Below are 16,101 nucleotides of genomic sequence, written 5' to 3'. Positions count from 1 at the left end.
GGGCGCACAGCGTGCGCGCGCAAGAGGCACAGTCATCGATTCCCTCCCAAGTCTCGAAGCCAGTGGTGCGGAGAAACGCGATCCGGCTATCCGGTGGCGCGGTCGGGCGGTCCGGTCATGACGGCGGCGCAGCGACCGCGCCCGGCGCGATACCGGCATACAACTGCTCGACCAACGCCGCGCGCGCGCGCAGCACGTTGCGCTGGTTGATCGACCCCTTGTCGGTGATTTCGCCCGCCTCCAGGTTCGGCGGCTGCTCCAGCCACGCCGCGCGCGCGACATGGCTGGCGCTGCCGGTGGCGCTGCGGTTGAGCGTGTCGAGCAAGCGCTGCAGCCAGGCGCGCACCGGCGGCGCCTGCAGCACCTGCGCCGTCTCGGCCTGCGCCGGCAGCCCGGACAGCGCCTGCAGCGCGTCCAGCCGCGGGAACAGCAGCAGGCCGATGGCGTCGCGGTCGGCACCGGTGACCACCACGTCCTGCAAGTAGGCGGCGCCTTCCATCAGCACCCGCGTGCGCAGCGGGCCGACGCTGACGAACACGCCGGAAGACAGCTTGAAGTCCTCGGCCAGGCGGCCGTCGAACAGCAGGCCGCGCTCGGGATGCTGCGGATCGATCGGCTTGAGCGCGTCGCCGGAGCGGTAGAAGCCTTCCTCGTCGAAGGCCTCGGCGGTCTGCTGCGGCGCGTTCCAGTAACCCGGCATCACGTGCGGCCCGCGGAAGCGCGCTTCCAGCTTGTCGCCGACCGGCACCAGCTTGACCTCGCAGCCCGGCGCCGGCACGCCGACATCGCCTGGGGTATTGCTGGTGCCGTGGGTGAAGGTGCACGACGGCGCGCATTCGGTCATGCCCAGGCCGGCGAGCATGCGGATGCGCTCGCCGCAATGCGCCTCGGCGATGCGCTCCAGGCGGTCCCACACTTCCTGCGACAGCGCCGCGGCGGCGAAGAAGAACATGCGCATGCGCGACAGGAACGTCTCGCGTAGCGCCGCATCCTGTTCCAGCGCCTGCGCCAGTTGTTCCCAGCCGCGCGGCACGCTCAGGTACACGGTGGGCGCGATCTCGCGCAGGTTGCGCAAGGTCTGCTCGAACAGCGCCGGGGTCGGCTTGCCGTCGTCGAGGTAGAAGCTGCCGCCGTTGTACAGGGCGATGCCGATGTTGTGGCTGCCGCCGAAGGTGTGGTTCCACGGCAGCCAGTCGACCAGCACCGGCGTCTGCCCCAGCACCGGGAAGGTCTGCAGCAGCATCTGCTGGTTCGCGCACAGCATGCGCTGGGTGGTAATCACTGCCTTGGGCAGCAGGGTGGAGCCGGAGGTGAACAGGAACTTGGCGATGCTGTCCGGGCCGCAGGCGGCGAAGGCGGCATCGGCCGCGTCCAGCGCACGCGGCGCCAGCAGATCCTCGAAACGCAGGCAGGCACGATCGCCCACGGTACCGCGCACGCACACCGCCGGGACATCGGTGGGGAACACCGCCGCGATCGCCGGGGCGAACGCGGCGCCGTCGCTGGCGAACAGCAGGCCTGGGCGCAGCACCTCCGCCACATGCCGCAGCTTGGCGAAATCGCGCGACAGCAACGCATAGCCCGGCGACACCGGGCAGTACGGGATGCCGGCGTACATCGCCGCGAACGCCAGTTGCAGGTGTTCCAGGTCGTTGCCGGACAGGATCGCCAGCGGCCGTTGCGCCGACAGGCCCATGTCCAGCAGATGCGCGGCGATGCGGCGGGTGCGCTCGAGCATCTGCGCGTAGCTCAGGCGCCGCCACTGCCCGGCGTCGTCGCGCTGCGCCACGAAGGTGGCATCGGGGGTGTGCAGCGCCCAGTGCTGCAAGCGCTGCAGCAGGTGCCTGGGCAGCGGCGCCAGCGGTTCGCGCGCGCGCAGGCGCAGCACGCCGTCGGCATCGCGGTGGACCTCGGTATCCGCGTGGCTCAGTCCGACAGGACGGTAGCGCGCGGCGGTGGCAACGGACTCAGCGGCATTCATCGGAACCATCCGGGGGAGAGAGACGGCACGGCGTGCGGCAACGCCGCCGCGGCCCCGCGGGGCCGCAGGCGACGCGACGGGTCAGCGCTTGTAGGTCTGCAGACCGGGCTTGATGGTTTTGTCGTCCAGGAATTGCTTCAGGCCCTGTTGCCGGCCCTTCTCGGGATCGCGGTGATTGGACTGGTCGACCTTGGCGTACAGGTAGTCCTCGTTCTGCTCCCAGGTCAGCTCGCGGCAGCGCTTGAAGCCGTGCTTGGCGAAGCGCAGCACCACCGGGTTCTTCTGCTGCAGTTCCTGCGCCAGCTTGGTCACTTCCTCACGCAGCTGCGCGCGCGGCACGCTGGCGTTGACCAGGCCCATCTGCGCCGCCTCGGTGCCGGTGAAGGTGCGCCCGGTCATGATGTAGAGCATGGCGTTGCGGTGGCCCATGGTGTCGGCGACGGCCTTGCTGACCAGGTTGCCCGGGGGGATGCCCCAGTTGATCTCCGACAGCCCGAACACCGCCTCGTCCGCGGCGATGGCCAGGTCGCAGGCGACCAGCGGCGAGAACGCGCCACCGAAACACCAGCCGTTGACCGCGGCGATGGTCGGCTTGCTGTAGAAGCGCAGCAGGCGCCACTGCCACTGCGAGCAGTCGCGGCGCATGCGCTCCTGCACGATCTCTTCCTTGCCGTCGGTCTCGCGGAAGTATTCCTTCAGGTCCATGCCGGCCGACCAGGATTCGCCGGCGCCGGTCAGCACCAGCACCTCGGCGCTGCTGTCCAGCTCCAGCGACTCCAGCACGTCGATCATTTCGCGATTGAGGGTGGGACTCATCGCGTTGCGCTTGTCCGGCCGGTTCAGGGTGACCCAGGCGATGCCTGCGTCGATCTCGACCTGGACGGTCTGCCAGCGGTCTTGGTAGCTGCTCATGGATAGGCCTGCATGGAGAGGGGGGGAGAAAGCGGATCACTTAGGACTGATAATAGTTATAGATCATCATTATTTCGGCGCAAGCTGCAGTGCAGCATGGCGGACGGCGCTGTGGCGGGAGCATGGCGGCCCGCCCACGGGCGGGGTGACGCAACCGCGATACGGATTGCTTGGACTCGCGAAGGGAGCAAGCCATCCCAGGACCTTGGATCCGCCGCCACGTCGCCGCGAGTCTTCACGCCCAGCGAACGCAATGCTCACAGGGGACGTTCAGTCCCGGGTTAGCATCCAGCCCACAGGGGTTCCGTCGACACCGGGGTGATGTGATGCACACCGTCTCCGCGCTTGACCAACCGACCTACGCTCGCGTCAGCATCGATCTGGACGCCGAGATGGCGTACTGGCAGCAGGCCCATGCCGAGGGCCGTCTCGGCCGCCAGGGCTTCGCCGACTACGCGCAGCTGCTGAAGCTCGGCTATGACGTGTACCTGGCCTACCCGCGCGCCAACGAGGCGCAGCTGTACCGCGTGCTGCAGGACGCTTATCACCAGTGCGCACCGATGCTGTCGGTGCCGTGGGACGAGGCGCGCTGGCTGGTGCGGCATGCCTGGCAGCACCTGGCGCATTCGGGGCGTTGTCACTGAGGAGCGCCTCGCGCAGCGGGGCATCTCGTCGTTGTCCGCGTAGGAGCGGCTTCAGCCGCGACGGGCGTTACCGAGAATGCCTGTCGCGGCGCACGCCGCTGCTACGCTGCGTCTTCGGTCGCGATGGAAGGCGCCCCCGAGGCGCCGTCTCCCGGCGCAGCGGCGACAACCGGATAGCAGACCATCGCGCGCACGGCACACCGCGGCGTGCGCCGCGTATTGCTGTTGCACGCATCCGGCACCGCATGCGGCTCAACGCGACGAAGCGGGTGGCGAGGCGCTGTGCTCCTTCGCTTCCAGGCGCCCATGGAACGCGTTCGATCCCTTGCCGGGCGCCGTCGCCGCCTCGCCCTCGCTGCGCTTGAGGCGCTGCTTGCGCTGTTCGACCACGCGGCTGGCCAGGGCCACACGGCGCCCGATCACCATGTCGGTCAGCCAGTCGATCAGGTGGCGCGTATAGGCGGCCTGGTGTGCCTTCTCGGTCAGCGCGTGATCGGCGCCGGCGATCATGCGGGTGGTCAGCGAGCGCGCGTTGGAGAACGCTGCCGCGTAGTTGTGCAGTACCTGGCTCGGCACGATGGTGTCGCGTTCGGCCTCCACCAGCAGCACATCGCCGCGATAGCGCTGGCAGGCCGCCAGGGCGCGGTTGTCCGCCGGCGTCACCACGCGGTTGCGGTAGGGCATCAGATCGGGATCGCGGTTCAGCGCGACCTTCGGCCCGTCCCAGTGCGCGTCCTTGTACAGCGCCGGCGAGCGCAGGGCCAGCCACTCCACCGGCCGCTCCAGCGTCAGCAACGCGGCCAGGTAACCGCCGTAGCTCAGCCCAACGACCGCGATCGCGTCCGGATCCACGTGCGGCGACGCCGCCAGGCGATCGTAGGCGGCCTTGATGTCGTCCAGGTTCTGCGCGCGCGTCACCGTCTCGCGCATCGTGGCCAGGCCTTCGTGGCCACGCAGGTCGAAGGTCAGGCACACGCAACCCAGGCCGGCCGCTTCGCGCGCACGCACCAGGTTGTGATGCTGATTGCCACCCCAGCCGTGCACGAACAGCACGCCGGGCAGGCGGCTGGTCGGGGTCAGCAAGGTGCCGCTGAGCGCCGCGCCGTCGACCGGGATGTCGATGCTGGACAGTTCGGCTTCCATGGTCAGGTCACGCTGCGCATGTAGCGGTACTTGGTCAGCAGGCCGGTGCGCGGCTCTTCGCCCACGTAGTACACCTGCGCCCCGGCCGGCGGCGGCGGATGCGCGCCATAGCGCTCGACGGTGGCGGCGACCACGCGTTGCAGCGCCGGCGACTGCTGGAACGCAGCGACCGCGGCCAGTTCCGCCGGCGTGGCGCCGCCGACGCGCCAGGACTGCTCGAGGACGCCGCAGGCGATGCTGCCATCGGCAAGCAGCCCCTCGATCACGTCGTAGTTGCGGCGCGACGCATAGAAGCCCGGATAGGCCGCAGCCACCAGCCGGTCGTAGTCGCGTGCCTTCAGCACCGCGGTGCGCTGGCGCGGCGGCAACGGCTGTTCCAGCAGTGTGTCGAGGGTGCCGCGGATCACATGAAGTTCCGAGCCGCCGTACGCCTCGCGGCCGCTGCCATCGCGAGTGACCGACTGCGTGCCGCAGTAGGCGATGGTCACGCCGGCGCAATGTGTTTCGCCGACGCTGAAGGTGGTCGGCTGCTGCAGGTGCCGTTCCAGCACCACCCCATGCTCGCGCAACGCGTGCGCGGACAGTGTCGCAAGCGCCGTATCCAGCGCCTGCGCGTCGCCGAGCAGCACCTGCCCAAGCCCACCGACGCCGTGCGGCAGTTTCAGCCGCACCGGGCCGCCGTCGCACAAACGCGCGTACGCGCGCCGGGCATCGGCAGCGCTGAAGGCGGCGTAGCCCGGCAGCGTGGCGGACGCCAGCGCCGCGCCCAGGTCGGGCTGCCACCCGTCAGGTGACTGCGCATCGATCTCGATCAGCGGATGGCTGATCGCCTTGGTGGCGACGAAGGCGTACGGCACCACACCGCCCAGCAGATCGGCCGCCGCGTGCACGCCGATCTGCTCGGCCTGCGCGGTGGTCAGGGTGTCGTCGGGCACGCAGAACGCGCCCGCACCAGCGGCACAGCGCTCGTCGTGCACGGGCAGGTGCATCAGCCGCCCCACTTCGGCGACCACCCAGGCATGCGTGGCTGCCTCGTGGCCCCCGGACACGGTCTCCCGCACCTGGCAGGCGCGGACATTGGCATGCACGGTGGATCGGGCCATGCGGAACGCTCCGTGCGGATCGGAAAGACGCGCTGCCTCAGCCATGGTCGTACCACTGCAGCAGCAACACGGCGGCCGCGGCCAGCGCCAGCAGCGCGGCAACCACGCGCAGCCAGCGGCTGGCGCGCAGTTGCCGCCACCAGGCAGCGGCTTCGGGAGTGCCGCTGGCATCGCGCGCGCGTCGATGCTGGGGCGCGGACGCGGAAGGAGGGGCCGCAGAGTGGCGGTCGTCGTGACGCATGGCGCAAGGCTGTCGCGCGGGCTGTCGCATGGGGGTGAACGCGATGTGGTGCGCGTGTCATCGCGCGAAAACAATGGCCGCCCGCGTCCGGTCAACCGCATCATCGCGTAGGCGATGCGCGTCGCGCTTGCGGTAAAGACGACTCAGTGCGAGCACACAGCCAGTGCGAGCAATAGCGTCATCACGGTCGATCGTCAGCGCAGCAACGCACGAACGCTGTGGTCGACACCGTGCTCAGGCCGCAGCCGTCGCCGTGGCATGGTGGGCGGGCAAGCGGGCATCGATCCGATGCTTGCCGGCCAGCGCCTGCATGCCCTGCAAGGTGGCCTGCACCGCGCTGGCATAGCCGCTGCGCCACAAGTCGGCGCGCGACTGACGCGATGCCGCCGCATTCAGTGCCAGTGCGAAGGCCTGCACGCGCGAATCGGCCAGCGCGGCGCGCTCCAGGAAGGGCTGCTCCGGGGCGATGACGTCGACCGGGGCCAGCCAGGCGTCGGCGACCAGTTCGGCCACGCCGGCGCGGTGCGAGAGCTGGTGCATGGCAGTGAGCGTCTCGTGCAGCATTTCCAGGCACGCCCATTGCCACAGCGCGGCCTTGTACTGCGGGTCGGCCTGGTCCAGGGCGGACAAGGCGCCATCGACATGATTGATGCGAAGATCCTGCATGGCCGACTCCACGATACGGCGTTGCGATCCGCACATTCTGCGCGGCGAAAGTGAGCGCAACGTGAGTCGTGCGGTGGCGGTGGCGGTGGCGGTGGCGGTGGTGGTGGTGGTGGTGGCGTACAGGCGGTCACAGCGGGCGCGGCGGCAGCCATCGCGTATACTGGCCGCGCGCCTGCTCGCGCCGCTCTCTCACTACGCGCTTCCCATGACGCCACCCTGACACCCGCAGCTTGCATCGGCCCGCCTCGACGGCAGGCCGCAGGTTGTTGGTTTTCCATTGCATACAGCGAGCGCTGCCCTGCGACAGGGCGGTTTCGGGAGCGTTTACCTTGAAATTTTCCTCTTCCCTGCGCCAGTCCTGGTGCGGCAATCTCCGTGGCGACGTGCTCGCCGGCCTGGTCGTGGCATTGGCGCTGATTCCCGAGGCGATCGCGTTCTCGATCATCGCCGGCGTCGATCCCAAGATCGGCCTCTATGCCGCCTTCTGCATCTGCGTGACCATCGCCTTCGCCGGCGGGCGCCCCGGCATGATTTCCGCCGCCACCGGCGCGATGGCGCTGCTGATGATCGGCCTGGTCAAGGAGCACGGCGTGCCCTATCTACTCGCAGCCACGCTGCTGACCGGCGTGCTGCAGATCCTGGCCGGGCTGTTCAAGCTCGGCGCGCTGATGCGCTTCGTCTCGCGCTCGGTGATCACCGGCTTCGTCAATGCGCTGGCGATCCTGATCTTCATGGCGCAACTGCCCGAGCTGATCGGCGTACCGGTGCCGGTGTATCCGCTGGTGGCGCTGGGCCTGCTGCTGATCTACGGCCTGCCCTGGCTGTCGCGGCGCAGCTTTCCCGGCATCGGCCTGTGGCTGCTGGTGCTGGGCGCGGCCCTAACGGCAGGCAGCATGGCGCCGTGGACGCTGCTGCCGGTCGCCGTGGGTGGCGCCGCGGCGCTGCTGTTGGGGCACCGCTGGACGCGCGGCCTGGCCGTGCCGCCGCCGTTGGTGGCGATCGTGCTGCTGACCGGGCTGGCACTGTACTTCGGCATCCACGTCCCCACCGTCGGCGACAAGGGGCAATTGCCCGATCGCCTGCCCAGCCTGCTGCTGCCGAGCGTGCCGTGGACGCTGGAGACGCTGCGGATCGTGTTTCCGGTATCGGCGACGATGGCGGTGGTCGGCCTGCTCGAGTCGATGATGACCGCGCAGATCGTCGACGACATGACCGACACGCCCAGCGACAAGAACCGCGAATGCGTGGGCCAGGGCGTGGCCAACATCGTCAGCGGCCTGTTCGGCGGCATGGCCGGCTGCGCGATGATCGGGCAATCGGTGATCAACGTGAAGTCCGGCGGGCGCGGCCGGCTGTCCGCGCTGGTCGCCGGCAGCGTGCTGTTGCTGCTGGTAGTGTTCGCCGGCGCCTGGGTGCGGCAGATCCCGATGGCCGCGCTGGTGGCGGTGATGATCATGGTCTCGGTGGGCACGTTCAGCTGGCGCTCGCTGGCGCAATTGCGCACCCATCCGACCAGTTCCAGCGTGGTGATGCTCGGCACCGTCGCGGTGACCGTGGCCACCCACGACTTGGCGCGCGGCGTGCTCACCGGCGTGCTGCTGTCGGCGCTGTTCTTCGCGCGCAAGGTCGGGCGCATGCTGCACATCGCGCGCAGCGAGGACGCCGATGGCGGCCACACCTACCGCATCCGCGGCCAACTGTTCTTCGCCTCGGCCGGCGGCTTCGCCGGTGCCTTCGACTTCGCCCACGCGCCGGCGCGGGTCACCCTGGATCTGAGCGACGCGCACATCTGGGACATCAGCGCCATCGGCGCGCTGGATCAGGTGGTGATGAAATTCCGTCGCCACGGCGCGCAGGTCCAGGTGCTGGGACTGAACCCGGACAGTGCGGCGATGGTCGGGCGGCTGGGCAGGCACCAGCGCGACGATGTGGAAAGCGTTCCGCTGCATTGAGGCCCGGCCGGGACGATCGTGTCGGCACGGCGCAGCGCGCGGTCACGCCGCGCGCCGTCCCGCGTGCCGACATGGCGACGACATCGGCCGATTAGCATCGAACTGCTAACGGCCATGCAGGAGATCCGCCGATGTCACTGGACCACTGGCAACTGCCGCCACACGACTGGGTGCCCAACCACCCGTTCCTGCCAGTGCTGCACTACCGGCAGTGCGTCGGCACCCTCGACGCCGACGGCTTCGAACGCCGCTTCGCCGCGCACGGCTGGCCGCCGCAATGGCGCGACGGCATCTACGACTATCACCACTACCATTCCACCGCGCACGAAATGCTCGGCGTCGCCCGCGGCAGCGCCCGCGTGCTGCTCGGCGGCCCGGTCGGCATCGAGGTCGCGCTCGCTGCCGGCGATGCGCTGCTACTGCCGGCCGGGACAGGCCATTGCCGGCTGTCGGCCAGCGCCGACTTCATGGTCGTCGGCGCCTATCCGGACGGCCAGGACTGGGACATCTGCCGTCAGGCGCCCGACGCCACGATGCTGCAACGGATCGCGCAGGTGCCGGTTCCGTGCATCGATCCGCTGTTTGGGGCGGAGGGGCCGTTGCTGGAGCAGTGGGAGAGGTCAGCGCTATGAGACATCCGCCTGCCAGACATCACCGCCCGGATCAAACTCGGCAGTGGCAAGCATCTGCGCACGCCAACCAAAGCCACACACTGCCAAAGGGCTTTCATGCAGGCCATCCAGCCCAAATGCTTGCTCGATGTCCACCTCGTTGATTGCCGACGTGACAAAGGCACCCCATTTGGCCTGAGTGGCGCATAGATACAACAACTGCGATAGATGCCCGATGTCAAGCAACAGAGCACGGTATGCCTTCGGGTGATGGCGGTATTTCCAGAATATCCGAGCATAGCGCGGCACCATCACCACTAGTACCGGCGCGTCTGCAAACCAGTACTGGCCGGCAACCGCGGTACGTGCCAATTCACCAAGCGCCATTTCTGGTGGAGGCAGCGGCTCAAGTGCATGCTCAACCGGGTTGTAGTGATACACGCCAGGCGCGAGCCCATCCACCCGTTGGATCAGCAAATAGCACTCGGTAGCATGTAGACCGCCAGCAGAGGGCGCATTCTTCTTCAGGAAGGCCGCCATGTCGTTCGCCTCGATCCTGGCACGCGCGCCGAAGACTCGCTGCAGCAACTGCGAAAACTCCGCTAGTGGCAGTGGCCGCGCCGTGTCGAAATTTCGGCAAGTCGCACGGCGGGCAAGTAAGGCGTCGAACGCGTCTTCCGCCTGGCGAGGCAAGGGCAAGCGCACTTCGGGCGCACAGCGCGAATCCACTTCGGAAGGCGGCGGGCCGAGCTTTTCACACAGACCGGCCGCCGTCGTCAGCCCGTTGGCTTCCATCGACGCCACACTGTCGCTTCCCTGCCAGCGACCGAATCTGTGGGACAAGGCTGCGGGGCCCCACCAGTACGTGGCGCGCATGGCGGCATCGCGACCGGCAAAGCCATCCTGAGCGATGTCATCCTCGCGAACCAGGAGACCGATCTCGATCAGTCGGATCGCCTCCTCGGGCAAGGTGCTTGCCTCGGTCCATTCGACTGCACACAGCGAGCCCAGCAACTCCCGCTCGCTGGCCTCGACCTCCAACTCGACTTCAAGATGGGGAGCCAAGGCGATCCAGCGCCTCTCTCGCCGTAGACCGTTGCCCCCTGCGAGCAAGGAGGCCAGATCGAACCGGCCAACGTCGCGCGGCTCCAGAAACAGATGAAAGCAGCGGCGTACACGCATATCCGGAAATCCGTTCAATTAGGCGGCGATGATGCCGATAGAGAGTTGCCGCAGTCCCTTTTGTGGCCCCCATCCCACCGCTCTTTGGAGACCAATCCTGCCATGAATGCCGCCAACCATGATCCGTTGCCCGCCGATATCGCCGACCGCCTGCTCGAACTGCTGAGCACGGACGACGCCTTCCGTACCACATTCCAGGAGAATCCGGCTGCGGCGCTTGCCAGCCTGGGCTACGCCCCGGCGGCCCAAGCACTGGCCAATGATGCGAGCCCGCCCAAGCAAGGCGCTCCGTTCTACTGCATGACCTCGCAGCAACTGGCCTCGAAGGAAGAAATCGCACAGGCGCGAGCGGAGCTGGTCAGCCATCTGACCGTGGATGGCAATCACCACGTCATCTTCTGCTTCGAAGCAGGCAAGGTCGCTTCGAGCGTTTCTCTCAAGTAAGGCGGCATGGCGACGCTCGGCCACGCGGCCCGCAGCGCCTGCATCCTCCGCGTTGCATCCGGAACCCTGTCCAGACGCGACAGGGTTTCGGCAGCCCACCGCTCAGCCATTCGCGTATCGGCGACATTCAAGCTTTGCAATGACTGCGCGGCCGATGCCTCTCCGTAGGCGAGTCCACGATGGCTGCCGATCCACTCAGCCTGTTCAAGTGCCTGACGGTAATCGCCCGATGCCTGCAAGGTGAGGTACAAGGCCACTCGCCCCTGCAACAGGTCATCGTCGCGCGGAGCCAATAGCTCCAGCGCCCTCGCGTAGTCGCCGCCGAGGCGATAACGACCTGCTTGCACGATCCTCGTCAACTTGACGAGTACAGGGTCCGCGGTCGCTTCAGTCCATGGCGCAGTTGCCTTCAATGCACGCGATGACAGGCTGTCATCTCCCAAACGCTGCGCCAGGTGGGCGACAGCAAGGATCAGGGCAGCACGATCAGCGGCATAAGGTTGACCAGGAGCGGCCCGACCCAATCGTTGCAACTGACCGTCTTGCCATTGTCTCAAACGCGGCAACACGTCGGCTGCCTGCTGCGTCATGGCTTGGATCGATAGGTCAACGAACCCGAACTGTGCTTGGGTGAAGTCGTTGGCGGAACCGCTGGCTTCAATCGCCTCGCGCACCTGCGTGGTGACCGCAGCCCAGTCTCCCCGATCCACCTTGATCGTGATCAGGTCCAAGTGAGGCACAAGATCGTCATCCGGATAGCCGCTAGGGGGAATCGAACGAAGCTGCGCTTCCGCTTCAGGATAGTTGCCCTGGAGCGCAAGCACATTCGCCAGCCTGCGCGCAGGACCGCTCTTGCCCTTCAATGCGAACTCCGTGAACTGGGCCTTGGCCCGTCGCAACTGCCCTTTTACGAGATAGACGCGACCAATATCGTCGATCGCTATCGATTGATACGGATCCTGTTGCGTGTCTGCAGCAACTGCATGCGACAACGCCTCATCGAAGCGATTGGCCTGGAACAAATGCCAGAACGCATTCCCGTGCCCAGAAAAATTGTCGGGATACAGGCGTGATAGCTGTTGCCATCCGCTGAGCGCCGCAGGGCTGTCCTTCAATTCGTCTGTCCATGCGCTGAGGTACAGGCGATCCCGCGCAGGCAGCCGGTCTGAAAACTGAGTCGCGCGCGCTAGATAAGGCAACGCTGCCGCCCTATCAGATGTCGCCGCAAGCACTCGGGCAATCCCCAGATACGCCAGGGAGAACTGTGGATCCAGGTCGGTCGCGACCCGGAAACTCTGCTCGGCCTGTTTCCATTTTCCAGCAGCAGTGGCTTCCACACCGAGTGCATAGGCGCGCAGTGCATCGAGGTTGGACGTGGTGACCTGTGGAAGTGGCTTGGATGCCTGCTCCACCGACTGCATGGCCTCCCCGAGTTCACGCCGTAGCTGCCCACTGACGGCGTCCACCGACGCCAATACCGACTCCAGGCCACGTCCGGTCTTGGATTCGGTATAAACCGTCGCCTGCGTCACCGGATCAATCAGCTCGGCAGTGACCTGGATGCGCCCACCCACTTCAGCGACGGTCGGCAATATCACGGCACGTGCGCCGTCGCGCAATGCGATTTCCGATGCGAGTGCCCGATCCACGCGGCTGTTGGGATGACGCTTCATCCTCGCCAAGGTATCCCGCACCTTGAGATCGCTCAGCAGATTCACGTAACGCGACTGCTCGAGGCTGATCCGGAATGCCTGATCCAGCGATTCGTCGAGTACCTGATTGCCCGTCAGATTGCGCAAATCCCCCACCACCACCCAGTCGCGTTCGGCGAAGGCGATGGCCGGCTGCGGGCGGGTGACGAACCAGGCGCCGACGGCGAACGCGGCGATCAGCGCCGCTTCCGCCGCCAGCGCCGCCGGCCGCCGCCACAGCGGGATGTCGCGCCAGGCCTTGGGCGTGGGCTTGGGCGCGCGCAGCGGGGTGTGGCCGATCTCGCCGACTTCGTAGATCTCCAGCGGGGTCGGCACACCCTTGAAGCGCCAGCGGCCGTGCGATTTCCACAGCAGGCGCTCGCCGCGTTCGCCCAGCTCGCGGGCGGCGCGGTGGGTCAAGGACTCGGCCACCGCCGACAGCAGGATCTGCCCGGGCCGGGCCAGGGTCATCAGCCGCGCCGCGGTCGGCTTGGCCAGGCCTTCCACTTCCAACGGCTTGGCGCCCACCTGCACGGCGGCGTCGCTGTTGCGCCAGGTCAGCACTTCGCCCACGTGCAGGCCGGCGCGCACCTTCAGGTCGAGCTTGCGCTGCGTGCCCAGCTCGCGCAGGCCGCGGCTGTAGTCCAGGGCGAAGCCGAGGCCGTCGATCGGCCGTTCGAACAACAGCAGCAGCCCGTCGGAACGGTCGATCAGACGGCCGCGCCATCGCTGCTGCAACTCCAGCACCAGCGAGTCGTGCCGCTTGAACAGCTCGGCCGCCTTGGCGTCGCCGAGCTTTTCCACCAGCGTCACCGAATCGCATAGGTCGGTCAGCAGCAGGGTACGAAGCTGCGGGACCTCGGGCTGCGGTGCGGTGGCATCGGTCATGGCGGCGGCTCGGCAGGGACGCGGTAGCTCAGCAGAGGGTGGAGGCGAGGTCGTGCCAGTACAGCCGGTTGCCGCCCTGGCGCTTGGCTTCGTACAGCGCCGCGTCGGCGTTGGCGTACCAGTCGTTCCAGTCCGAATGCGGATCGACGCGGCTGATGCCGATGCTGACCGGGCAGATGTGCGGCGCCGGGTGCGGCACGCCCAGCAGGTTCTGCACGGTGGCGAGCACGAACTCGCCGATGCGGCGCAGGTCCTCGACCGTGCCGGCGGCCACCAGCAGGCAGAACTCGTCGCCTCCCAGGCGGCACGCCGTGTCGTCCGGCCCGGCCACCGAGCGCAGGATGTTGGCGACGTTCTGCAGCACGCGATCGCCGACCAGGTGGCCGTGGGCATCGTTGATGTGCTTGAAGCGGTCGCAGTCGATCAGCAGCAGGCCCGGGCCGGGCGAGCGGCCATCGCGGCGACACTCCTGCAGACGCAGGATCAGTCCGCGGCGGTTGTGCAGGCCGGTCAGTTCGTCGGTCCGCACCAGCTCCTCGGTCTGGCTGAGCTGGTGGGTGGTGGCGTAGAGGTTGTCCAGCGCCGCTTCCAGGTCGCGGTTGCGCCGGCGCAGCTGGCGGATCAGGGTCTGCTCGTTCATCACCACGCGCATGATCGTGCGGCGCAGGAAGTAGGCGACCACGCCCGGGTCGCGTTCGACCAGGCGCTGGAAATCGTCGTGGTCCAGTTCCACCAGGGCGCCGTCGCTGGCGGCGAGCGCGTCGGCGCTGCGCATGTGATTGCCGATCAGCAGGCCCAGCTCGCCGAAGAACTCGCCATGGCCCAGGTGCTTGACCACCAGGTCCTCGCCGAAATCCAGATCGATCACGCCGCTGGTGATCACGAACATGGCACTGCCGCCGTCGCCACGGCGGAACAGCACGTCGCCGGCGCGCACCGTACGGGCGCGACCGAACTCGGAAAACAGGCGCAATTCTGCGGCGGTCAGCACCGCCAGCTCGTTCGGCTTCGGAGCGACCGCAGCGTTGGAAATTGTGCCGCGTGCGGTGGATGCGGCGCTGTCGCAGCTCATCCGGCCCCCTAATGTGACGTCGCTGGCCCTGTCCGCGGAGCATAGCACCTACACGCCGCCCTCACGATACGTTTCACAGGCAATCTCGCTCCTGCGAGAGACGTCGCAGCCGCCGCTGCGGCGATCTGTCGCACGCGGTAGACAGCGCCGTTCCGCCGACGGCGGCGCATGAAAAAAAGCCCGGGCGAACCCGGGCTTCCCACCTCCTGCCAGGGAGGGGCGATCGATCGGCGCGCCTGGCTGCAGGTCAGGCCGCTTTCTCGCCATGGAACTGTTCTTCCTCGGTCGAGCCCTTCAGCGCGGTGGTCGAGGACTGGCCCTGCTGGATTGCCTGGGTCACCGCATCGAAGTAGCCGGTGCCGACCTCGCGCTGGTGCTTGACCGCGGTGAAGCCACGGTCGGCGGCGGCGAACTCGGCCTCCTGCAGTTCGACGAAGGCGCTCATCTGCCGGCGCGCGTAGCCGTGCGCCAGGTTGAACATCGAGTAGTTCAGCGCATGGAAGCCGGCCAGGGTGATGAACTGGAACTTGTAGCCGTAGCTGGCGATCTCGCGCTGGAACTTGGCGATGGTGGCGTCGTCCAGGTTCTTCTTCCAGTTGAAGCTGGGCGAACAGTTGTAGGCCAGCAGCTTGCCGGGGAACTTGGCGTGGATGGCCTCGGCGAACTTGCGCGCGAACTCCAGGTCCGGCTTGCCGGTCTCGCACCAGATCAGGTCGGCGTAGGGCGCGTACGCCAGGCCGCGGCTGATCGCCTGGTCCAGGCCCTTGTGGGTGCGGAAGAAGCCCTCGACCGTGCGCTCGCCGGTGGTGAACGGGCGATCGTTGGGGTCGATGTCGCTGGTCACCAGGTCGGCGGCCTCGGCATCGGTGCGCGCCACCAGCAGGGTCGGCACGCCCATCACGTCGGCAGCCAGACGCGCGGCGTTCAACTTCTCGATCGCCTCGCGGGTCGGCACCAGCACCTTGCCGCCCATGTGTCCGCACTTCTTCACCGAGGCCAGCTGGTCCTCGAAGTGCACGCCGGCCGCGCCGGCCTCGATCATCGCCTTCATCAGCTCGAAGGCATTGAGCACGCCGCCGAACCCGGCCTCGGCATCGGCCACGATCGGCTGCAGGAAGTCGATCTCGTCCTTGCCTTCGGCATGGTGCAACTGGTCGGCGCGCAGCAGCGTGTTGTTGATGCGCTTGACCACCGCCGGCACCGAGTCGGCCGGATACAGCGACTGGTCCGGGTACATCTGCCCGGCCAGGTTGGCGTCGGCGGCGACCTGCCAGCCGGACAGGTAAATGGCGTTGAGCCCGGCCTTGACCTGCTGCATCGCCTGGTTGCCGGTCAGCGCGCCCAGCGCGTTGACGAAATCCTTTTCGTGCAGGTACTTCCACAGCTTCTCGGCACCGAGCCGGGCCAGCGAATGCTCCACGTGCACCGTGCCGCGCAGGCGCACCACGTCGGCGGCGGTGTAGTTGCGGGTGATCCCGGCCCAGCGCGGATCGGTGTCCCAGTCGCGCTGGATCTGTTCGGCGGTCTGCAGCGTGGTGCTCATCTGGCGTTCTCCTCGAAATGGATGCAGC

The 16,101-nt window shown here is 67.6% G+C and carries 15 protein-coding genes; 5 read left to right on the top strand and 10 right to left on the bottom strand.

Annotated elements, in window-relative coordinates:
• Positions 1–115: 115 nt before the first annotated feature.
• Positions 116–1,981 (bottom strand): feruloyl-CoA synthase, encoded by a 1,866-nt coding sequence (locus RAB70_RS04720; protein WP_148828159.1) that lies wholly within the window; start codon positions 1,979–1,981, stop codon positions 116–118.
• Positions 1,982–2,062: 81 nt separating this feature from the next.
• Positions 2,063–2,893 carry a p-hydroxycinnamoyl CoA hydratase/lyase gene (locus tag RAB70_RS04715; RefSeq protein ID WP_265531299.1) on the bottom strand — a complete coding sequence of 277 codons (831 nt, stop codon included), beginning with the start codon at positions 2,891–2,893 and terminating at the stop codon, positions 2,063–2,065.
• A gap of 326 nt (positions 2,894–3,219) precedes the next feature.
• Here RAB70_RS04715 and RAB70_RS04710 point away from each other — a divergent pair, with 326 nt between their 5' ends.
• A complete protein-coding gene (locus RAB70_RS04710; protein ID WP_148830086.1) occupies positions 3,220–3,537 on the top strand; it encodes a hypothetical protein in 318 nt (105 codons plus the stop codon).
• Positions 3,538–3,789: 252 nt separating this feature from the next.
• Here the strand turns inward: RAB70_RS04710 and RAB70_RS04705 are convergent, their stop codons facing one another.
• From RAB70_RS04705 to RAB70_RS04690, 4 genes are all read right to left on the bottom strand, one after another.
• Positions 3,790–4,680 (bottom strand): S9 family peptidase, encoded by an 891-nt coding sequence (locus RAB70_RS04705; RefSeq protein ID WP_265531298.1) that lies wholly within the window; start codon positions 4,678–4,680, stop codon positions 3,790–3,792.
• Between the two features lie 2 nt (positions 4,681–4,682).
• Entirely contained in the window at positions 4,683–5,783 is a 1,101-nt protein-coding gene (locus RAB70_RS04700; protein ID WP_265531296.1) for a DUF3182 family protein, read from the bottom strand.
• 37 nt (positions 5,784–5,820) lie between these two features.
• Positions 5,821–6,024: a hypothetical protein gene (locus RAB70_RS04695; protein ID WP_265531294.1), complete on the bottom strand. Its 204-nt coding sequence runs from the start codon at positions 6,022–6,024 to the stop codon at positions 5,821–5,823.
• Between the two features lie 234 nt (positions 6,025–6,258).
• Positions 6,259–6,690 (bottom strand): hypothetical protein, encoded by a 432-nt coding sequence (locus tag RAB70_RS04690; RefSeq protein ID WP_265531292.1) that lies wholly within the window; start codon positions 6,688–6,690, stop codon positions 6,259–6,261.
• Between RAB70_RS04690 and RAB70_RS04685 the strand changes: the two genes are divergently transcribed.
• From RAB70_RS04685 to RAB70_RS04675, 3 genes are all read left to right on the top strand, one after another.
• Complete coding sequence (locus RAB70_RS04685) at positions 6,689–6,910, top strand: hypothetical protein (protein WP_309252716.1); 222 nt, start codon at positions 6,689–6,691, stop codon at positions 6,908–6,910. The two genes, RAB70_RS04690 and RAB70_RS04685, sit on opposite strands and share 2 nt — an antisense overlap.
• Before the next feature lie 109 nt (positions 6,911–7,019).
• Complete coding sequence (locus tag RAB70_RS04680) at positions 7,020–8,642, top strand: SulP family inorganic anion transporter (protein WP_265531291.1); 1,623 nt, start codon at positions 7,020–7,022, stop codon at positions 8,640–8,642.
• Between the two features lie 131 nt (positions 8,643–8,773).
• The gene (locus RAB70_RS04675; RefSeq protein ID WP_148830016.1) at positions 8,774–9,274 is read left to right on the top strand and encodes a cupin; all 501 of its coding nucleotides are present in this window, start codon (positions 8,774–8,776) and stop codon (positions 9,272–9,274) included.
• Here RAB70_RS04675 and RAB70_RS04670 read toward each other — a convergent pair.
• Complete coding sequence (locus tag RAB70_RS04670) at positions 9,269–10,435, bottom strand: putative peptide maturation dehydrogenase (protein WP_148830018.1); 1,167 nt, start codon at positions 10,433–10,435, stop codon at positions 9,269–9,271. The genes RAB70_RS04675 and RAB70_RS04670 overlap by 6 nt on opposite strands.
• Positions 10,436–10,537: 102 nt before the next feature.
• Here RAB70_RS04670 and RAB70_RS04665 point away from each other — a divergent pair, with 102 nt between their 5' ends.
• Positions 10,538–10,879: an NHLP-related RiPP peptide gene (locus tag RAB70_RS04665; protein WP_148830015.1), complete on the top strand. Its 342-nt coding sequence runs from the start codon at positions 10,538–10,540 to the stop codon at positions 10,877–10,879.
• On the opposite strand, the gene RAB70_RS04660 is transcribed toward RAB70_RS04665, so the two are convergent.
• The 3 genes from RAB70_RS04660 to aceA all read right to left on the bottom strand — a co-directional run bounded on the left by RAB70_RS04660 (position 10,819) and on the right by aceA (position 16,073).
• A complete protein-coding gene (locus tag RAB70_RS04660; protein ID WP_148830014.1) occupies positions 10,819–13,458 on the bottom strand; it encodes a putative peptide modification system cyclase in 2,640 nt (879 codons plus the stop codon). The two genes, RAB70_RS04665 and RAB70_RS04660, sit on opposite strands and share 61 nt — an antisense overlap.
• A 28-nt stretch (positions 13,459–13,486) precedes the next feature.
• Positions 13,487–14,530 carry a diguanylate cyclase gene (locus tag RAB70_RS04655; RefSeq protein WP_148830013.1) on the bottom strand — a complete coding sequence of 348 codons (1,044 nt, stop codon included), beginning with the start codon at positions 14,528–14,530 and terminating at the stop codon, positions 13,487–13,489.
• 247 nt (positions 14,531–14,777) lie between these two features.
• On the bottom strand, positions 14,778–16,073 hold the full coding sequence (aceA, locus tag RAB70_RS04650) for an isocitrate lyase (protein WP_017908067.1): 1,296 nt from the start codon (positions 16,071–16,073) through the stop codon (positions 14,778–14,780).
• Positions 16,074–16,101 lie beyond the last annotated feature (28 nt).

The organism is Xanthomonas sontii, from assembly GCF_040529055.1.
GTDB classification, from domain to species: domain Bacteria; phylum Pseudomonadota; class Gammaproteobacteria; order Xanthomonadales; family Xanthomonadaceae; genus Xanthomonas_A; species Xanthomonas_A sontii.
The sequence above is the reverse complement of the archived record's forward strand: the minus strand, read 5'-3'. Positions and strand labels throughout refer to the sequence as shown.

Excerpts from the sequence above, each read along its gene's own strand:
- RAB70_RS04720 (WP_148828159.1), bottom strand. The coding sequence starts at position 1,981 with ATGAATGCCGCTGAGTCCGTTGCCACCGCCGCGCGCTACCGTCCTGTC.
- RAB70_RS04715 (WP_265531299.1), bottom strand. The coding sequence starts at position 2,893 with ATGAGCAGCTACCAAGACCGCTGGCAGACCGTCCAGGTCGAGATCGAC.
- RAB70_RS04710 (WP_148830086.1), top strand. The coding sequence starts at position 3,220 with ATGCACACCGTCTCCGCGCTTGACCAACCGACCTACGCTCGCGTCAGC.
- RAB70_RS04705 (WP_265531298.1), bottom strand. The coding sequence starts at position 4,680 with ATGGAAGCCGAACTGTCCAGCATCGACATCCCGGTCGACGGCGCGGCG.
- RAB70_RS04700 (WP_265531296.1), bottom strand. The coding sequence starts at position 5,783 with ATGGCCCGATCCACCGTGCATGCCAATGTCCGCGCCTGCCAGGTGCGG.
- RAB70_RS04695 (WP_265531294.1), bottom strand. The coding sequence starts at position 6,024 with ATGCGTCACGACGACCGCCACTCTGCGGCCCCTCCTTCCGCGTCCGCG.
- RAB70_RS04685 (WP_309252716.1), top strand. The coding sequence starts at position 6,689 with ATGGCCGACTCCACGATACGGCGTTGCGATCCGCACATTCTGCGCGGC.
- RAB70_RS04690 (WP_265531292.1), bottom strand. The coding sequence starts at position 6,690 with ATGCAGGATCTTCGCATCAATCATGTCGATGGCGCCTTGTCCGCCCTG.
- RAB70_RS04675 (WP_148830016.1), top strand. The coding sequence starts at position 8,774 with ATGTCACTGGACCACTGGCAACTGCCGCCACACGACTGGGTGCCCAAC.
- RAB70_RS04670 (WP_148830018.1), bottom strand. The coding sequence starts at position 10,435 with ATGCGTGTACGCCGCTGCTTTCATCTGTTTCTGGAGCCGCGCGACGTT.
- RAB70_RS04665 (WP_148830015.1), top strand. The coding sequence starts at position 10,538 with ATGAATGCCGCCAACCATGATCCGTTGCCCGCCGATATCGCCGACCGC.
- RAB70_RS04660 (WP_148830014.1), bottom strand. The coding sequence starts at position 13,458 with ATGACCGATGCCACCGCACCGCAGCCCGAGGTCCCGCAGCTTCGTACC.
- RAB70_RS04655 (WP_148830013.1), bottom strand. The coding sequence starts at position 14,530 with ATGAGCTGCGACAGCGCCGCATCCACCGCACGCGGCACAATTTCCAAC.
- aceA (WP_017908067.1), bottom strand. The coding sequence starts at position 16,073 with ATGAGCACCACGCTGCAGACCGCCGAACAGATCCAGCGCGACTGGGAC.